The 13,888-nt window shown below is 53.4% G+C and carries 18 protein-coding genes; 6 read left to right on the plus strand and 12 right to left on the minus strand.

Going from position 1 to position 13,888, the window contains the following annotated elements; translation table 11 throughout:
* Nucleotides 1-32: 32 nt before the first annotated feature.
* Nucleotides 33-1,202: an MFS transporter AraJ gene (araJ, locus tag MUU51_RS21480; RefSeq protein ID WP_159772547.1), complete on the plus strand. Its 1,170-nt coding sequence runs from the start codon at nt 33-35 to the stop codon at nt 1,200-1,202.
* 30 nt (nt 1,203-1,232) lie between these two features.
* Here araJ and mak read toward each other — a convergent pair whose 3' ends face one another.
* Complete coding sequence (gene mak, locus MUU51_RS21485) at nt 1,233-2,138, minus strand: fructokinase (RefSeq protein WP_159772544.1); 906 nt, start codon at nt 2,136-2,138, stop codon at nt 1,233-1,235.
* Between the two features lie 93 nt (nt 2,139-2,231).
* On the opposite strand from mak, the gene rdgC reads away from it, so the two are divergent.
* Nucleotides 2,232-3,143 (plus strand): recombination-associated protein RdgC, encoded by a 912-nt coding sequence (gene rdgC, locus MUU51_RS21490; protein ID WP_159772541.1) that lies wholly within the window; start codon nt 2,232-2,234, stop codon nt 3,141-3,143.
* A gap of 49 nt (nt 3,144-3,192) precedes the next feature.
* Here the strand turns inward: rdgC and ppnP are convergent, their stop codons facing one another.
* From ppnP to aroL, 4 genes are all read right to left on the minus strand, one after another.
* Nucleotides 3,193-3,477: a pyrimidine/purine nucleoside phosphorylase gene (gene ppnP / locus MUU51_RS21495; RefSeq protein ID WP_110511635.1), complete on the minus strand. Its 285-nt coding sequence runs from the start codon at nt 3,475-3,477 to the stop codon at nt 3,193-3,195.
* An 82-nt stretch (nt 3,478-3,559) separates the two neighbouring features.
* Complete coding sequence (locus tag MUU51_RS21500; RefSeq protein WP_159772538.1) at nt 3,560-4,237, minus strand: AroM family protein; 678 nt, start codon at nt 4,235-4,237, stop codon at nt 3,560-3,562.
* 249 nt (nt 4,238-4,486) lie between these two features.
* Nucleotides 4,487-4,678, minus strand: a complete 192-nt coding sequence (yaiA, locus tag MUU51_RS21505; protein ID WP_159752307.1) for a protein YaiA — start codon at nt 4,676-4,678, stop codon at nt 4,487-4,489.
* A 39-nt stretch (nt 4,679-4,717) separates the two neighbouring features.
* Nucleotides 4,718-5,272 (minus strand): shikimate kinase AroL, encoded by a 555-nt coding sequence (gene aroL, locus MUU51_RS21510; protein ID WP_159773172.1) that lies wholly within the window; start codon nt 5,270-5,272, stop codon nt 4,718-4,720.
* Nucleotides 5,273-5,615: 343 nt separating this feature from the next.
* Here aroL and MUU51_RS21515 point away from each other — a divergent pair, with 343 nt between their 5' ends.
* Nucleotides 5,616-6,317, plus strand: a complete 702-nt coding sequence (locus MUU51_RS21515) for a DUF2076 domain-containing protein (protein ID WP_258968560.1) — start codon at nt 5,616-5,618, stop codon at nt 6,315-6,317.
* Here MUU51_RS21515 and MUU51_RS21520 read toward each other — a convergent pair.
* Nucleotides 6,314-6,772, minus strand: a complete 459-nt coding sequence (locus MUU51_RS21520) for a YaiI/YqxD family protein (protein ID WP_159752303.1) — start codon at nt 6,770-6,772, stop codon at nt 6,314-6,316. The two genes, MUU51_RS21515 and MUU51_RS21520, sit on opposite strands and share 4 nt — an antisense overlap.
* Before the next feature lie 113 nt (nt 6,773-6,885).
* On the opposite strand from MUU51_RS21520, the gene proC reads away from it, so the two are divergent.
* Nucleotides 6,886-7,695: a pyrroline-5-carboxylate reductase gene (gene proC / locus MUU51_RS21525; protein ID WP_159772529.1), complete on the plus strand. Its 810-nt coding sequence runs from the start codon at nt 6,886-6,888 to the stop codon at nt 7,693-7,695.
* Between the two features lie 49 nt (nt 7,696-7,744).
* On the opposite strand, the gene psiF is transcribed toward proC, so the two are convergent.
* The 4 genes from psiF to MUU51_RS21545 form a co-directional block, all read right to left on the minus strand.
* A complete protein-coding gene (gene psiF, locus MUU51_RS21530) occupies nt 7,745-8,065 on the minus strand; it encodes a phosphate starvation-inducible protein PsiF (protein WP_159772526.1) in 321 nt (106 codons plus the stop codon).
* A gap of 166 nt (nt 8,066-8,231) precedes the next feature.
* The gene (gene iraP / locus MUU51_RS21535) at nt 8,232-8,492 is read right to left on the minus strand and encodes an anti-adapter protein IraP (protein ID WP_125355326.1); all 261 of its coding nucleotides are present in this window, start codon (nt 8,490-8,492) and stop codon (nt 8,232-8,234) included.
* Between the two features lie 194 nt (nt 8,493-8,686).
* Entirely contained in the window at nt 8,687-9,889 is a 1,203-nt protein-coding gene (locus tag MUU51_RS21540; RefSeq protein ID WP_159772522.1) for a multidrug efflux MFS transporter, read from the minus strand.
* Nucleotides 9,890-10,057: 168 nt separating this feature from the next.
* A complete protein-coding gene (locus MUU51_RS21545) occupies nt 10,058-10,741 on the minus strand; it encodes an extensin-like domain-containing protein (RefSeq protein WP_258968561.1) in 684 nt (227 codons plus the stop codon).
* A 96-nt stretch (nt 10,742-10,837) separates the two neighbouring features.
* On the opposite strand from MUU51_RS21545, the gene ddlA reads away from it, so the two are divergent.
* Nucleotides 10,838-11,938 carry a D-alanine--D-alanine ligase gene (gene ddlA, locus MUU51_RS21550; protein ID WP_258968562.1) on the plus strand — a complete coding sequence of 367 codons (1,101 nt, stop codon included), beginning with the start codon at nt 10,838-10,840 and terminating at the stop codon, nt 11,936-11,938.
* 36 nt (nt 11,939-11,974) lie between these two features.
* Here the strand turns inward: ddlA and MUU51_RS21555 are convergent, their stop codons facing one another.
* The gene (locus MUU51_RS21555) at nt 11,975-12,193 is read right to left on the minus strand and encodes a DUF2754 domain-containing protein (RefSeq protein ID WP_159772516.1); all 219 of its coding nucleotides are present in this window, start codon (nt 12,191-12,193) and stop codon (nt 11,975-11,977) included.
* A 278-nt stretch (nt 12,194-12,471) separates the two neighbouring features.
* On the opposite strand from MUU51_RS21555, the gene MUU51_RS21560 reads away from it, so the two are divergent.
* Nucleotides 12,472-12,774, plus strand: coding sequence for a DUF2755 family protein (locus tag MUU51_RS21560; protein ID WP_159772513.1), 303 nt, complete (start codon nt 12,472-12,474; stop codon nt 12,772-12,774).
* Here the strand turns inward: MUU51_RS21560 and MUU51_RS21565 are convergent.
* The gene (locus tag MUU51_RS21565; protein ID WP_258968563.1) at nt 12,765-13,874 is read right to left on the minus strand and encodes a DUF1615 domain-containing protein; all 1,110 of its coding nucleotides are present in this window, start codon (nt 13,872-13,874) and stop codon (nt 12,765-12,767) included. The genes MUU51_RS21560 and MUU51_RS21565 overlap by 10 nt on opposite strands.
* Nucleotides 13,875-13,888: the final 14 nt, after the last annotated feature.

A 13,888-nucleotide genomic window follows, 5' to 3' on the forward strand; every position in this document is an offset into this window, starting at 1 on the left:
GTTCCGGGCACATTCCCTCGCAACGAGTCAGTATGAAAAAAGTCATTTTATCTTTAGCACTGGGCACGTTCGGCCTGGGCATGGCTGAGTTTGGTATCATGGGCGTGCTGACGGAACTTGCCGGCAACGTAGGAATTTCTATCCCCATGGCCGGGCATATGATCTCCTGGTATGCGTTCGGCGTGGTGCTGGGGGCGCCGGTTATCGCCCTGTTTTCCAACCGTTTTTCCCTTAAACATATCCTGATTTTTCTGCTGGCCCTTTGCCTGGTCGGTAATGCGATGTTCACCCTGTCGTCCTCTTACTGGATGCTCGCGGCAGGCCGACTGGTCTCCGGTTTTCCTCACGGTGCCTTCTTTGGCGTGGGCGCTATTATATTGTCAAAACTCGCCAGCCCCGGAAAAGTGACGTCTGCCGTCGCGGGGATGATCAGTGGAATGACCGTCGCGAACCTGCTCGGTGTGCCGCTTGGCACCTGGCTTAGCCAGGAATTTAGCTGGCGCTACACCTTTTTATTGATAGCCATGTTTAATATCGCGGTGATGGCCGCGGTGACCTGTTGGGTGCCCAATATTACGGATAACGCCAGAACCAAATTGCGTAATCAGTTTCACTTTTTGAAATCACCCGCCCCCTGGTTTATTTTCGCTGCGACTCTCTTTGGCAATGCCGGTGTCTTCGCATGGTTTAGCTATATCAAGCCGTTCATGATGACGGTCGCCGGTTTTTCCGAAGGGAAAATGACGGTGATTATGATGCTGGCGGGGCTGGGAATGGTCTCGGGCAATCTGTTGAGTGGTCGCTTATCCGGAAAATTCTCTCCGCTCAGCATCGCCATTGTGACGGATTTGGTTATTGCGCTTTCGCTGGGCCTGCTGTTTTTGTTTGGCGGTGGCCAATTCGCGTCGCTTAGTCTGACATTTATCTGCTGTATGGGGCTTTTTGCACTCTCCGCACCGTTGCAAATTTTGCTGCTGCAAAATGCGAAAGGAGGCGAAATGCTGGGTGCGGCCGGGGGACAAATGGCCTTTAATCTGGGGAGCGCAGTCGGCGCTTACTGTGGCGGATTGATGCTGACCGCGGGTTTTGCCTACAACTATGTGGCGCTCCCCGCGGCCCTTCTGTCATTTTTCGCGATGTTTTCGTTGCTGCTGTATGCTCGCTTGAAACACAGGCCTGTGCCTGCATTCTCCTCAATCTGAATTCTGCCCTGTTGACCAGGGCAGCCTGATTTAGAGCGGCCACAACCATGCGGCACCACGTACGCCACTGGAATCGCCGTGCACCGCCTTGCGGATCGGCGTTTCACACTCCCCGCCAAAGACAAAATTCTTCACCAGCCCCGGCACCGTTTTATACAGGCGCTCGACGTTACTCATTCCTCCACCGAGCACAATCACGTCCGGATCCAGAATATTCACCACGTGAGCCAGAGATTTCGCCAGCCGCAGTTCATAGCGACTTAGCGCCAGTTCTGCCACCGCATCCTGTTCTTCAACCAGACGCATGATTTCACTGCCTTTTAACGGCTGCCCGCTCAGACGATGATAATCCGTCGCAAAACCGGTGCCGGAGATAAAGGTTTCAATGCACCCCTGTTTTCCGCAGTAGCACGGCACTTCCGCGCGGTAACGCAGTTCGTCTTCGTCCATCCACGGCAGTGGATTGTGCCCCCACTCGCCCGCCGTGCCGTTACCACCAATGTGTGCCCTGCCGCCGAGCGCGACGCCCGCACCGCAGCCTGTGCCAATAATCACCGCAAAAACGGTTTGCGCACCCGCTGCGGCACCGTCGATGGCTTCTGACACCGCCAGGCAGTTGGCATCGTTCGCCAGTCGCACTTCGCGATTAAGCCGCTTACCCAGGTCTTTATCGAAAGGCTGCCCGTTGAGCCAGGTAGAATTGGCGTTTTTCACCACCCCGGTATACGGCGAAATGGAGCCTGGAATGCCCATGCCAACGGTGCCGGTCTGCCCGGTTTCCTTCTCTGCCAGCCCGACCAGCGTGGCAATGGTTTCAATCGTCTGCTGGTAGTCATCGCGCGGCGTCGGCAGACGATGACGATACAGTTGCTCGCCCTGGTCACTGAGTGCAATGACCTCTGTTTTAGTACCACCCAAGTCTATTCCTATTCGCACAGAAGCCTCCCCGGTGCCTGATTAACAATGCAAGCATAGTGACAATTCGCTATCATGCCCGCTGAATTTAACGACAAAGCCGTGGAAATTATCATGCTGTGGTTCAAAAATTTAATGGTTTACCGTCTTAGCCGCGACATTACGTTGCGCGCAGATGAGATGGAGAAACAGTTAGCCTCGCTGGCATTTACCCCTTGCGGCAGCCAGGATATGGCAAAAACCGGTTGGGTACCGCCGATGGGATCGCACAGTGATGCTTTCACGCATGAGGCCAATGGCCAGATCCTGGTCTGTGCCCGTAAGGAAGAGAAGATCCTGCCATCGTCGGTAGTGAAACAGTCTCTGGAAGCGAAGATCCTCAAGCTCGAAGCCGATCAGGGCCGTAAGCTCAAGAAAACCGAAAAAGATTCCCTGAAAGATGAAGTGCTGCACTCGCTACTGCCTCGCGCTTTCAGTCGTTTCAGCCAGACAATGCTGTGGATCGATACCGTCAACGGATTGATCATGGTCGATTGTGCCAGTGCGAAAAAAGGTGAAGACACCCTCGCACTGCTGCGTAAAACCCTCGGCTCGCTGCCGGTGGTTCCGCTGGCGCTGGAAAATCCAATTGAGCTGACGCTGACCGAGTGGGTTCGCTCCGGCAACGTGGCACAGGGCTTCCAGCTGCTTGATGAAGCGGAACTGAAAGCGATCCTCGAAGACGGTGGCGTCATCCGCGCGAAAAAGCAGGATCTGGTCAGCGACGAAATCGCAGTACACATTGAAGCCGGGAAAGTGGTGACCAAACTGGCTCTCGACTGGCAGCAACGCATTCAGTTTATGATCTGCGACGATGCGTCGATTAAACGCCTGAAGTTCTGCGATGAACTGCGCGATCAGAATGAAGACATTGAGCGCGAGAATTACGATCAGCGTTTCGATGCCGACTTTATCCTGATGACCGGAGAGTTGGCTGCGCTGGTGGCGAATCTGGTGGAAGGCCTGGGCGGCGAAGCTCAGCGTTAAGTAAGAGCCTTCCTGCGCAAACAGGAAGGCTTAATTTTACAGGTAGCGCTTAAAGGTAGCGGCACAGATAGGATGTAGGTTCTGCAACCTGCAGATGAAATTCGCTGTGACCCGGCACGTTAAATACCTGCCCGGCAGTATAGGTTTTCCACTCCGTTTCACCCGGCAGCAGAACGTGTAGCGCCCCGCTCACGACGGTCATTTCTTCAGGCTCAGCCGTCCCAAAGGTATATTCCCCTTCCGCCATGACGCCTACGCTCGCGCGACCAGTACTGCTACTTGTAAAACCGATGGACTTCACTTTCCCGGAAAAGTACTCATTGCTTTGAAGCATAAACAGACCCTTATTCGTTTCGTCATTGTGTACAAACCCAATATAGGGGGCGTGACAGCGAACTGTCACGCAAATAGTGAGATTAAACCAAGAGTTCCGACACAAGCCTTACGACCAGCACGTTCGACAGCAGAACCGGAACATCCAGCGCTTTTTGCAGCAGGTCACGGTGTTTCTGATTAAAGCCCAGGCAGTCGAGCATTAGCACGTCCGCGCCCTCGCTCAGCAGTTGCTTTCCGGCGGCAATCAGCTCGTCTTCGGTTCCATGAATGGGATTCGCCAGCGCATAGCACGGCTTATTCTGTAAGGTCTGCCATTTGATACGTTGGTTTTTCATCAACTCCGGGATCGGTACGATGACTCCCATCTGATGACCGTCGACGATGGAACTCACCAACGGAGGAATGATGCGCTGTGGTTCAATAAGAATCGCGTTCCGAGCCACCAGTCCACTAATTGGCGCAGTGCTCATGAACAAAATGACATCGTAGTTTTGGTTATCCAGCACTTCAACGACGGACTGTAAATCACGCTCGACTTTCTTACGTGAGAGCTCCGCCAGCTGGTTATCATTCAGGAGAGTGATAAGAACCTCTTCTCCTGGCTCTGCGGTATATTCTTCCATGACCGCTTCTCGGGTCATTTTTCCCACCAAACTGACATGGGTAATTTGATCTTCCCTGATGTGCTCTGTTAATAACGGCAACACCTCACGCATCGGAACAACACCGACGGTCAGGATTGCCAAAGTCGCACTCATGTTATTTACCTTTTATCACGACAATCACAGCTTCGACACAGGCTTACTGCTGAAGAATAGCCCCCTAAATGGCTAAAAAACAACCGTTCAGAAGCGTAGCAGCTCCCTTCTGCGGGCGTTTGTAAAGATTCCAGATGGCGCCAATGCACTCCAGTAATTTCTGGAGCTTAACTTTTTATTAACATTAATTTTAGCTAAAAAGTGTGATTTACGCCCGCTTATCACAGGCGTTGCGCAACTAAGGCTGAATTAGGACTTATCGGGATCTTCGTAACGCCGTTTGGCGTCGACGGCTTCCGCCTCGGTGGGATGTTCGCTGATCAGCGAATCGGGTTTTGGGTGGTCAGCACGCAGCTGATACCAGGTCACTGACTGGCCCGGATCGCCCTTCTCGACGGCGACAACACGGGCTTCACGTGGATATGGGGGATTTGACGGCATAGCTCTTCCTCTTTCGGTTCAGAGCGTTAAGTATAGGCGTTAGCCAGCGGTTGCCGAATTTACCGCCACGGTGGTGGGATGAACGGAGGCGATTGCCGCCAAAATTTGCGCCACGACGTCATTAGGTTCACAGGCGGCGTCCACCGTGAAATGCGCCGTTTCGCGGTACAGCGCATCACGCTGGGCCAGAATTTCACGCACTTCTTCGCTGATAGGTTTGCCGGTCAGCGTTGGACGCTGAGATTCTTCCGGACAAGCTTCCAGGCGCCCGGCGAGTACCGTAACTGGCGCTTTCAGATAGATAACGATCCCGTTGTCGCGCAGAAACTCACGATTAACCTGTGCCAGAATGACACCGCCGCCGGTGGCAATAACGGATTGCGCCGCAGTGACAGATTGCAGCGTTTGGGTCTCAAGCGCGCGAAACGCGGGCCAGCCTTCTTTCGCCACTATATCGGCAATGCTCTGTTGCGCACGCTCCTGGAGGGTAACGTCGGTATCGATGAAATCAAAATGACAGGCCCCGGCGAGCTTCTGCCCGACCGTGGTTTTACCGCAACCGCGGGCGCCAATAAGAAAAATAGGCTGTGTTATCACTGAAAATCCCCCTGGTACTGCGGTGTGGCAAGGCGTACTGGTGAGCCGGTGATAATATCACCAAACTAGTACGCAAGTAAGTGTAAAATAATAATTACACCATCACTCTAAATCCCGACGTCTTGGCTATTATTATTGGCTATTGGGCAGAATGAGAGTGTAAAGAAATAGTGTCATTTAGTGTTGCGGCAACCTTACATGAAAGGGCGACAGTTTGACAACCCCTGTCCGGCTGCAAAAGGTAACACATTTATGCATAGGTTTACGTACCGTATATTTACAGTGCAAATGTTTCAGACACACTAAGCACTGTACCGTTCGTCTTATCGAGGAGTGATCCATGCAATCTGAAGAACTACGGCTGATCGACGGACTCTTTTCGCGTCTGCAACAGGCCGAAGCGCAAAGTGCGCCGCGCGATGCTACCGCCGAGAACGTTATTGCGCAACATGTTCAGGCTCAGCCTGCCGCTCCGTACTATATGGCACAGACTATCCTGATTCAGGAAGCCGCCATTAAGCAGCTGAACGAACGTATTCAGGCGCTGGAGAGCAATGTTGCTCAGCTTCAGTCAACGAAACAAAACAGCGGTGGATTCCTTGCCGGGCTGTTTGGCGGCGGTCAGTCGCAGCCACACGTGAGTGACCCGATTCCCGGCGCGCAAAATTATGCCCGTTCTGCGCCGCCACAGGCCGGTTACGCGCCCCCGCAGGCTCAGAATTATGCTCAGGGTCGCAGCGGTGGCGGCTTTATGGGCGGCGCCCTGCAAACCGCCGCGGGCGTTGCAGGTGGCGTCGTCCTCGGCAATATGCTGATGAACATGTTCTCCGGCACGCATCCGCAGGAGATTGTGAACATCATTGAGGAACCACAGACCCCGGCGGCGGATGACCTGAATCAGGCCAGCGACGCACAGTTTCTGCCGGATGATGGCACCGACAACACCGCCAACAGCGGAAGCGACGACTGGAGCAATGTTGATTTCAATAACGATGATTTCAGTAACGACGACTTTGGCGGCGATGACGATAGCTGGACTTAATTCTGTCCGCGCTGAACCGCCAGTAGCCATTTGTCGAGTTCAGCGGCAAACTGCTGGCGGTCACGCTGAGACAACGTGTCCGGGCCGCCAGTCTGGATCCCGCTGGAGCGCAGCGTATCCATGAAATCACGCATCGTCAGACGCTCGCGAATGGTGGCATCGCTGTAACGCTCACCGCGCGGATTCAGCGCCGCGCCGCCTTTGGCCAGCACTTCCGCCGCCAGAGGAATGTCGGCGGTAATCACCAAATCACCCGGCTGGCACTGACGCACAATTTCGTTATCCGCCACGTCAAAACCGGCCGGAACACGCATCGAACGGATAAACCGCGAAGGCGGTACGCGCAGATTCTGGTTAGCCACCAGCGTGACCGGCGTTTGTGTTCTGTCCGCCGCGCGGAACAGGATCTCTTTAATCACATTCGGACACGCATCCGCATCCACCCAAATCGCCATACTCACTCCTGAATAAAATAACCGGGGTATTGTCGCCTGCTTTCTTCTTCGGGCATAGTCACAAGATGTTAAGCTAATACGCATTATCAGAAAAACGCTGAGAGAGAGACAGAATGGACAAAAAAATCGGTTTCATCGGCTGCGGTAATATGGGTAAGGCCATTCTTGGTGGCCTGATCGCCAGCGGCCAGGTACAGCCTACTCAGATTTGGGTTTACACGCCATCACCAGAAAAAGTCGCCGCCCTTCACAATCAGTACGGCATTAACGCTGCCGAAAGCGCCCAGGAAGTCGCCCACGTGGCGGACATCGTCTTCGGTGCCGTGAAGCCGGGCATTATGACCAAAGTGCTGAGCGACGTGACGTCCAGCTTCAATAAAGACACCGTGGTGGTTTCCATTGCCGCGGGCGTTACTCTCGATCAGCTCGCGCAGGCACTGGGCCATGACCGCAAAATTGTTCGCGCCATGCCAAATACTCCTTCACTGGTGAATGCGGGCATGACGTCCATTACGCCAAATGCGCTGGTGACCAGCGAAGACGTCGCCGATGTGGTATCGATTTTCCGCTGCTTCGGTGAAGCCGAAGTCATTGCAGAGCCGATGATCCACCCGGTCGTCGGCGTCAGCGGTTCTGCACCAGCCTATGTCTTTATGTTTATTGAAGCGATGGCTGATGCTGCCGTGCTGGGCGGTATGCCGCGCGCGCAGGCCTATAAATTCGCCGCGCAGGCGGTGATGGGCTCAGCCAAAATGGTGCTGGAAACCGGCATGCATCCGGGCGCACTGAAAGATATGGTGTGCTCCCCAGGCGGTACCACCATTGAAGCGGTCCGCGTGCTAGAGGAAAAAGGTTTCCGTTCAGCGGTTATCGAAGCGATGGTTAGCTGCATGGAAAAATCAGAAAAGCTCAGTAAGTCCTGACAATAACGGGTGAACCGCACTGGCGATTCACCCGTTTTTTACATCCGCATTAGCCGGTTTTCTTCAGACACGCACTCATGAATTTATTACGATCGTCACCTTTCAGCGATTGCTGAGTCGCCGTGGAATTACATTCCCGCATTTTCTGCTGCTGCGGCGTCAGGCTTTTCTCTGCCGGTTTTGAACTGCTGTTTTTCAGACAGTCGCTCATATAGGTTTTTCGGGCATCGCCTTTCAGCGTTTTCGACGTGGCCTGCTGGTTGCAAGTCGTCATTCGCTGTTGTTGCGGGGTCGTCGTTTTTTCTGCTGCTCCCACCGTTGTGAGAAACACCAGACCGAACAGTAGGGTAACCAGTAATGTTATTTTCATTGCACCATCCTTCTATGAGGGGATCTTAGTAAGTCTGGTCGCTGAAGCGAAAAAAACCACTTTAGAGGCAGAAAAATAGCGCAGAGGGATAAGGAAATACTGATGGGTAAAATAATGCATAGCGACGACTACTGATGAGCCGACGCTGTACAATACGGCATGCGCCTTAATTACGCGGATGCCGTAATAGCTTTTTTATATATTGATGCAGTAATTCGGCATCGTGTGCGGGAACCTCAAGCTCTGGTTTTGCTTCATCCAGGGCAGATTCAATATCGGTGATTAACGCCTGTTGCTCCGGCTGTCGCATATGGCGTAAGAGCGCAGTGACGACTATTTCCAGCGCTTCTACCTGAACCACTAACTCCTTTGATTCTTCTTCCTTTTCCGCAAGCTTTACCAACAATTCTGCAATCAGATTTTTCATGGCGAGACTTCCTTATGATAATGCCTGAGACGGTAGCACCGATGATCCGTAATGCATAGCCAGTATAAGAATTATTCTATAAATCCCCAATTATGCAAATTGAATTATTAGCGAAACGTTTCTCTCCTCGGTTTATCCCACCAAAATTAAGGGGGATAGAATAAATAATATCCTACCCCCTGAGAGTTATTCGTTTAATTCACCGCAATACGCTGGCGGCGGCGCAACATAATGGCGAGTTGAATAAGGTTTATCAGCACAACTATCGCCGTGGCAACAAAGACCCAGCGGAAGCCGGCCATTGCCGACACCGATGCACCGATCAGCGGGCCGACCACGTTGCCTAAATACATAAACGACTGGTTATATCCGAAGATGCGGCCGGTGACCTGATCGCTGGAATATTTAAGCAGCAGCGTCTGTACGGCGGGTAACATCGCGCCGTCGGCAAAGCCGAGCAGGAAACGCAGCGCGCCGAGCTGGAATGGCGTGGTGACAAATGACATCGCGAAGAACATCACTACCGCACAGAATAGCGTGGCCAGTAATATGCGATGCGCCCCAATGCGGTCACCGAGTTTGCCAAGCCGGGGAGCAGAAATCAGCGCAGAAATTCCCGGCACGGCGGCAATCATCCCGGCCAAAAACGCGATGTTATTACTTTGCGGCTCCATCGATTTGATAAACAGCGCCAGAATCGGGCCAATCGAGCCGTTACAGAGCTGGATAACCAGAGTGGTGAAAAACAGGCTGATAACCAGGCCTGGATAGGTGAGTGAAGCAAACACCGCTTTGCCGCTGAGCCGGTCCGCTTTGCTGACTACCGGGCGTGCACCCTCTTTAATCAGGAACAGCGTCACCAAAAAACTCACCGTCAACAAAATGGCGGTGATGAAAAACACCGCGCGCAGGCCAACATGATCGGCCAGAAAACCGCCGAGCAGTGGTCCGCCAATCACGCCGCTGATTTGTGCAGTCGACAGCGTGCTTAACGCCCAGCCGCTGCGCTCACGCGGCACTTGGGAGGCTACCAGCGCCATTGCATTCGGTATGTAACCTGACGTCAATCCCATGATGGCGCGCAGAATAAACAGCTGCCAGACGTTGGTGGCAAAAGCCTGCAGCAGGATCGCAATCGCCATTCCGAGAGAGGCACGCAGCAGCATCAGTTTGCGCCCTTTACGGTCCGCGAGGCTGCCCCACATTGGCGAGACAATAGCGGACACCAGGAACGTGACGCTAAAGGTCAGCCCGGACCACATCGACAGGGCTTCGTGCGACGTCACCCCAAGCTGGGAGACGTACAGCGGTAAAAAAGGCAGGATTTGACTGATGGCGAGACCGGTGAAGAAACAGCCAAACCAGACGGAAATAAGATTAACCTTCCAGGATTCCATAACTACGCGTTTTCATTCGTTTTCGGGGTGTATTGCCCAGCATAGCAAGTGCGTCGTCTGCTTGTATGGCGCGAGATGCGCTGTAAAAGAGTTTAGTATTTTATTTTTCCAATAGGTAATTGTGTGATAAATATCACGAAAAAAAACCCTAATCACAGTGCGTTATGCTCATCGACAGAGGCCATAACCGCGCATTCCAAGATGAAAATGGTTGGAATGGGCGGCGTTATAATCCGGGCCCAGACCATTGCCGTAATACTGACAACTGGCAGACAGCAGCGCGCGCAAGTAAGGCTGCGTCGCTGGCACCTTCCAGCCTTTGAGTACCGTGATTCGCCGACCATCGGCCAGACGAAATCCGCTGATATCCAGCGCGTCGGCGGTGGCGTGCTCACTCAACCGGGCGTTTTCCCGATGATAAATATTGCGACAGGCAAAGCTGCCCAGATGGTCAATCTGTCGCAGTTCACTACCGAACATCTGCTGGGCGAGCGGTTTCGCCTGCTGCTGAACGAACAGTGCGCTGCTGAGCGCCAGCGGACAGCTCGCCACAAAGCGCTGACTCAGTCTGACGTCACCAAAATTCGCCACGCTGACCGCATTATGCAACGGGCATGGCCCAGCGCTGTCGGCCAGCGATTTCGTGCTAATCCAACCACGCTGATTGGCCTGCGCCAATAGCAACGGACACAGATCTGCCGGCAAGCGTTTGAGCTTAAACTGCGTGATGCGTCCCGGCGGATCGTCAAGTGATAGCGGCGCAAACGGATTGAAATGCGGCGGCAAAAAGCGGTATCCCAGATAGCCTGCCGTCACCATAATCAGAAGCCCAACGATCCCTTTCCCTCTCATTATTTCTCCCGACGCTGAAAACTAAGATTATGGCAGAAGCCCCAGGAATCACGTGCTATGGTATCGGCTTTGTATTTTCTGTAGATGGATGTAGAAATGGCTAAGTTGCGGGTTGGTGTGGTCTTTGGCGGTAAATCGGCGGAGCATGAAGTCTCTTTGCAGTCGGCAAAGAACATTGTCGAAGCGATGGATAAAACGCGTTTTGAGGTGGTGTTGCTGGGCATTGATAAGCAGGGTGAATGGCATATCAACGACGCCAGTAGTTATCTGCTGAATGCGCAGGATCCAGCCCGAATCGCTCTGCGCCCTTCCGACATTACGCTGGCCCAGATCCCCGGTAAAGCCTCAGAGCAGCTGATCAACGCCGGAACTGGCCAGCCGCTGCCATCCATTGATGTTATTTTCCCGATTGTTCACGGCACGCTCGGTGAAGACGGATCCCTCCAAGGGATGCTGCGCATGGCGAACTTGCCCTTTGTCGGCTCCGATGTGTTGAGCTCCGCCGCCTGTATGGATAAAGACGTTACCAAGCGCCTGCTGCGCGATGCTGGACTGGCGATCGCGCCATTCGTGACGCTGACCCGTTCCAACCGTAATAAATTCAGTTTTGCCGATATGAAAGAAAAACTGGGTCTGCCGATGTTTGTGAAACCGGCTAACCAGGGTTCTTCCGTAGGCGTCAGCAAAGTAAAAAGCGAAGAGCAGTATCAGCAAGCCGTCGCGCTGGCGTTCGAGTTCGACAACAAAGTCGTGGTTGAAACCGGCATTAACGGGCGTGAAATTGAATGTGCGGTACTCGGCAATGACGAACCACAGGCCAGCACCTGCGGTGAAATTGTGCTGAACAGCGAGTTCTATGCCTACGACACCAAATATATTGATGACGTCGGTGCAAAAGTGGTGGTACCTGCAGCTATCGATCCGGCGGTGAACGAAAAGATCCGCCAGACAGCGATTGAAGCGTATCAGGCACTGGGCTGCAGCGGCATGGCGCGTGTGGATGTGTTCCTGACGGCGGAAAATGAAGTCGTCATTAATGAAATCAACACACTGCCTGGCTTCACCAACATCAGCATGTATCCGAAGCTTTGGCAGGCGAGCGGCCTGGATTACACCAGCCTGATTACTCGCCTGATTGAACTGGCGCTGGAGCGTCATCAGGCCAATGCGGCGCTGAAGACCACCATGAACGGATAGTTTTCATTCGGTCGGGCGGCATTTACGCTGCCCGGATCATGCCCCGGATTGCTCTTCTTCTTGCGCAGGACGACGGCGAATAATAAACCCCGCCAGCCAGAAACTGATAACCCAGGTCACCATTCCAACGGCATAAGTTTGCCAACCCTTCGCTTCAAAGCCCAACAGCCCGACCACACCGTTGAGTATAAAAATCAGGCCGATGGCAAACGCATAGTAGTGCCAGTCGCGGCGGATTTTATCAGGCAGTTTCATAACGACTCCGCAAAAGAAAAAAGTATACTCGCACATTCCCAGGCCGCCGTCTGCGCGGCACTTAGCAAATATTTAACATCCCTTCCGTTTAACTTAAGGCACATCTTTGTGACTCAGCCAGAAAAACCCAAAAATAAGAGCATTCCCGGACTGAAATTACCACGAATCTGATATTGACAATCACCTTCTACTGTCAGAATTACCGGAACCAAGCTGGTATCGGCCAGCAGAATAAACGCCTGACTCCGTCAGTGCGAAAGAAGTATCAGGAGGTCGTTATGGCTGAGTTCACCTTACCCAGAGCAATCATTGCCGGGAAAAAAAAGGAATCCTCCACACCAGGTAATATCGCGTACGCGCTGTTCGTCCTGTTCTGTTTCTGGGCGGGCGCGCAACTGCTAAATATGTTGGCGCATGCGCCTGGCGTGTTCGAGCATCTGATGCAAATTCAGGACAGCGGTCGCCCTCATGTCGAAATCGGGTTTGCCGTTGGGACGTTGTTTGGACTGGTTCCTTTCCTGGTAGGCAGCGCCATCCTTGGCGTGGTCGCCCTCATCATGCGCTGGCGTCGTTATTTCTGACCCAACGCCATACAGCTGGCCCGACGGTCATCCACGCGTTTTGCAAACCATGCGGTTGTAAGATTACGGGTGATTTTCGGGCTCTCAAGTTGGATCCCTGGCAGCATTTCACGCGCTAGCGTCTTTCCGGTTTTCGCTTCTGCGAGCTTATACACGCCGCGATACAACGCCGTTTCTTCAAAATCCTGGCTGTCGCCTTTTTGCAACTGCTGACGGATTTCGCTGTTACTCATCGACAGCTTCGAGGCCAGCTTCTGCACGGCAAGTTCTGTTTTCCCCGCGTCATCGCTGTCATACCGAATCAAATCGCCATCCAGCGCCAGCTTCACGCCGCTGGCTTTACTGACCGCATTCTGGAACGCAGCATTGCGGCTCGCGTACCAGCCAGCATTGAAATCGGCAAAACGGTAGAGCGGCGCGGAATAGCTGGCCGGATAATTCAGCAGATGATAAGTACCAAACCACAGGCCACCGCGCAGCGAGAAGACTTCCTGACGCACGGTGCCGTCCATTTTCCATGGATATCCGCTGTCATGGGCTTCGGCGAAGGCGATACTCACCTGCATCGGGCCACCGGTATGTACCGGATTCAACGAGCCGAACAGCGTTTGTCCCATCGGCACCATGCCAATAAAGTCGTCAAATATGGCGCTAAGCTGCTTTTCAGTTTTCACCGTATCAAGCCGCTCGCTGTAGGTTTTCCCATTCGGTGACGTGATTTTTAGCGCCGTATGCACTAAAAAAAGCGGCACGTGCACCTTCTGCGCCCGGCGGTCGATTTCCTGCCAGGCGATTTTGCTCAAACCCGACACGGCAGGATCGGCCTGATAGTTTGACTCTTGCTGTGCGACCGCCAGCACCGAACAGACATTTTCCTCCGTCGGTGCCAGCTTTTGGCTTTCAAAGGCTTTGGCGATGCTTTGCGCCCAGGCCTCCCGGTCTTTCACACTGGCTGGCATTTTCTGCCGAACTACAGCGGCAACATCCACCGGTTTTTCACCTTCTTTCAGCACCGGTTTCTGGCTGGTACAGCCCGCCAGAATAAGGCCAGCGAGCAGTCCCAATGAGGGTGAAATCTTGCGTATTGCGGCAACCGCCATCGTGCATCCCTGTG

The sequence above is a fragment of the Scandinavium manionii genome, assembly GCF_024764775.1.
GTDB classification, from domain to species: Bacteria; Pseudomonadota; Gammaproteobacteria; order Enterobacterales; family Enterobacteriaceae; genus Scandinavium; species Scandinavium manionii.

Coding starts and splice junctions, on each gene's coding strand:
- araJ (WP_159772547.1), top strand. CDS start 33: ATGAAAAAAGTCATTTTATCTTTAGCACTGGGCACGTTCGGCCTGGGC.
- rdgC (WP_159772541.1), top strand. CDS start 2,232: ATGCTGTGGTTCAAAAATTTAATGGTTTACCGTCTTAGCCGCGACATT.
- ppnP (WP_110511635.1), bottom strand. CDS start 3,477: ATGCTTCAAAGCAATGAGTACTTTTCCGGGAAAGTGAAGTCCATCGGT.
- MUU51_RS21500 (WP_159772538.1), bottom strand. CDS start 4,237: ATGAGTGCGACTTTGGCAATCCTGACCGTCGGTGTTGTTCCGATGCGT.
- yaiA (WP_159752307.1), bottom strand. CDS start 4,678: ATGCCGTCAAATCCCCCATATCCACGTGAAGCCCGTGTTGTCGCCGTC.
- MUU51_RS21515 (WP_258968560.1), top strand. CDS start 5,616: ATGCAATCTGAAGAACTACGGCTGATCGACGGACTCTTTTCGCGTCTG.
- MUU51_RS21520 (WP_159752303.1), bottom strand. CDS start 6,772: ATGGCGATTTGGGTGGATGCGGATGCGTGTCCGAATGTGATTAAAGAG.
- proC (WP_159772529.1), top strand. CDS start 6,886: ATGGACAAAAAAATCGGTTTCATCGGCTGCGGTAATATGGGTAAGGCC.
- psiF (WP_159772526.1), bottom strand. CDS start 8,065: ATGAAAATAACATTACTGGTTACCCTACTGTTCGGTCTGGTGTTTCTC.
- iraP (WP_125355326.1), bottom strand. CDS start 8,492: ATGAAAAATCTGATTGCAGAATTGTTGGTAAAGCTTGCGGAAAAGGAA.
- MUU51_RS21540 (WP_159772522.1), bottom strand. CDS start 9,889: ATGGAATCCTGGAAGGTTAATCTTATTTCCGTCTGGTTTGGCTGTTTC.
- MUU51_RS21545 (WP_258968561.1), bottom strand. CDS start 10,741: ATGAGAGGGAAAGGGATCGTTGGGCTTCTGATTATGGTGACGGCAGGC.
- ddlA (WP_258968562.1), top strand. CDS start 10,838: ATGGCTAAGTTGCGGGTTGGTGTGGTCTTTGGCGGTAAATCGGCGGAG.
- MUU51_RS21555 (WP_159772516.1), bottom strand. CDS start 12,193: ATGAAACTGCCTGATAAAATCCGCCGCGACTGGCACTACTATGCGTTT.
- MUU51_RS21560 (WP_159772513.1), top strand. CDS start 12,472: ATGGCTGAGTTCACCTTACCCAGAGCAATCATTGCCGGGAAAAAAAAG.
- MUU51_RS21565 (WP_258968563.1), bottom strand. CDS start 13,874: ATGGCGGTTGCCGCAATACGCAAGATTTCACCCTCATTGGGACTGCTC.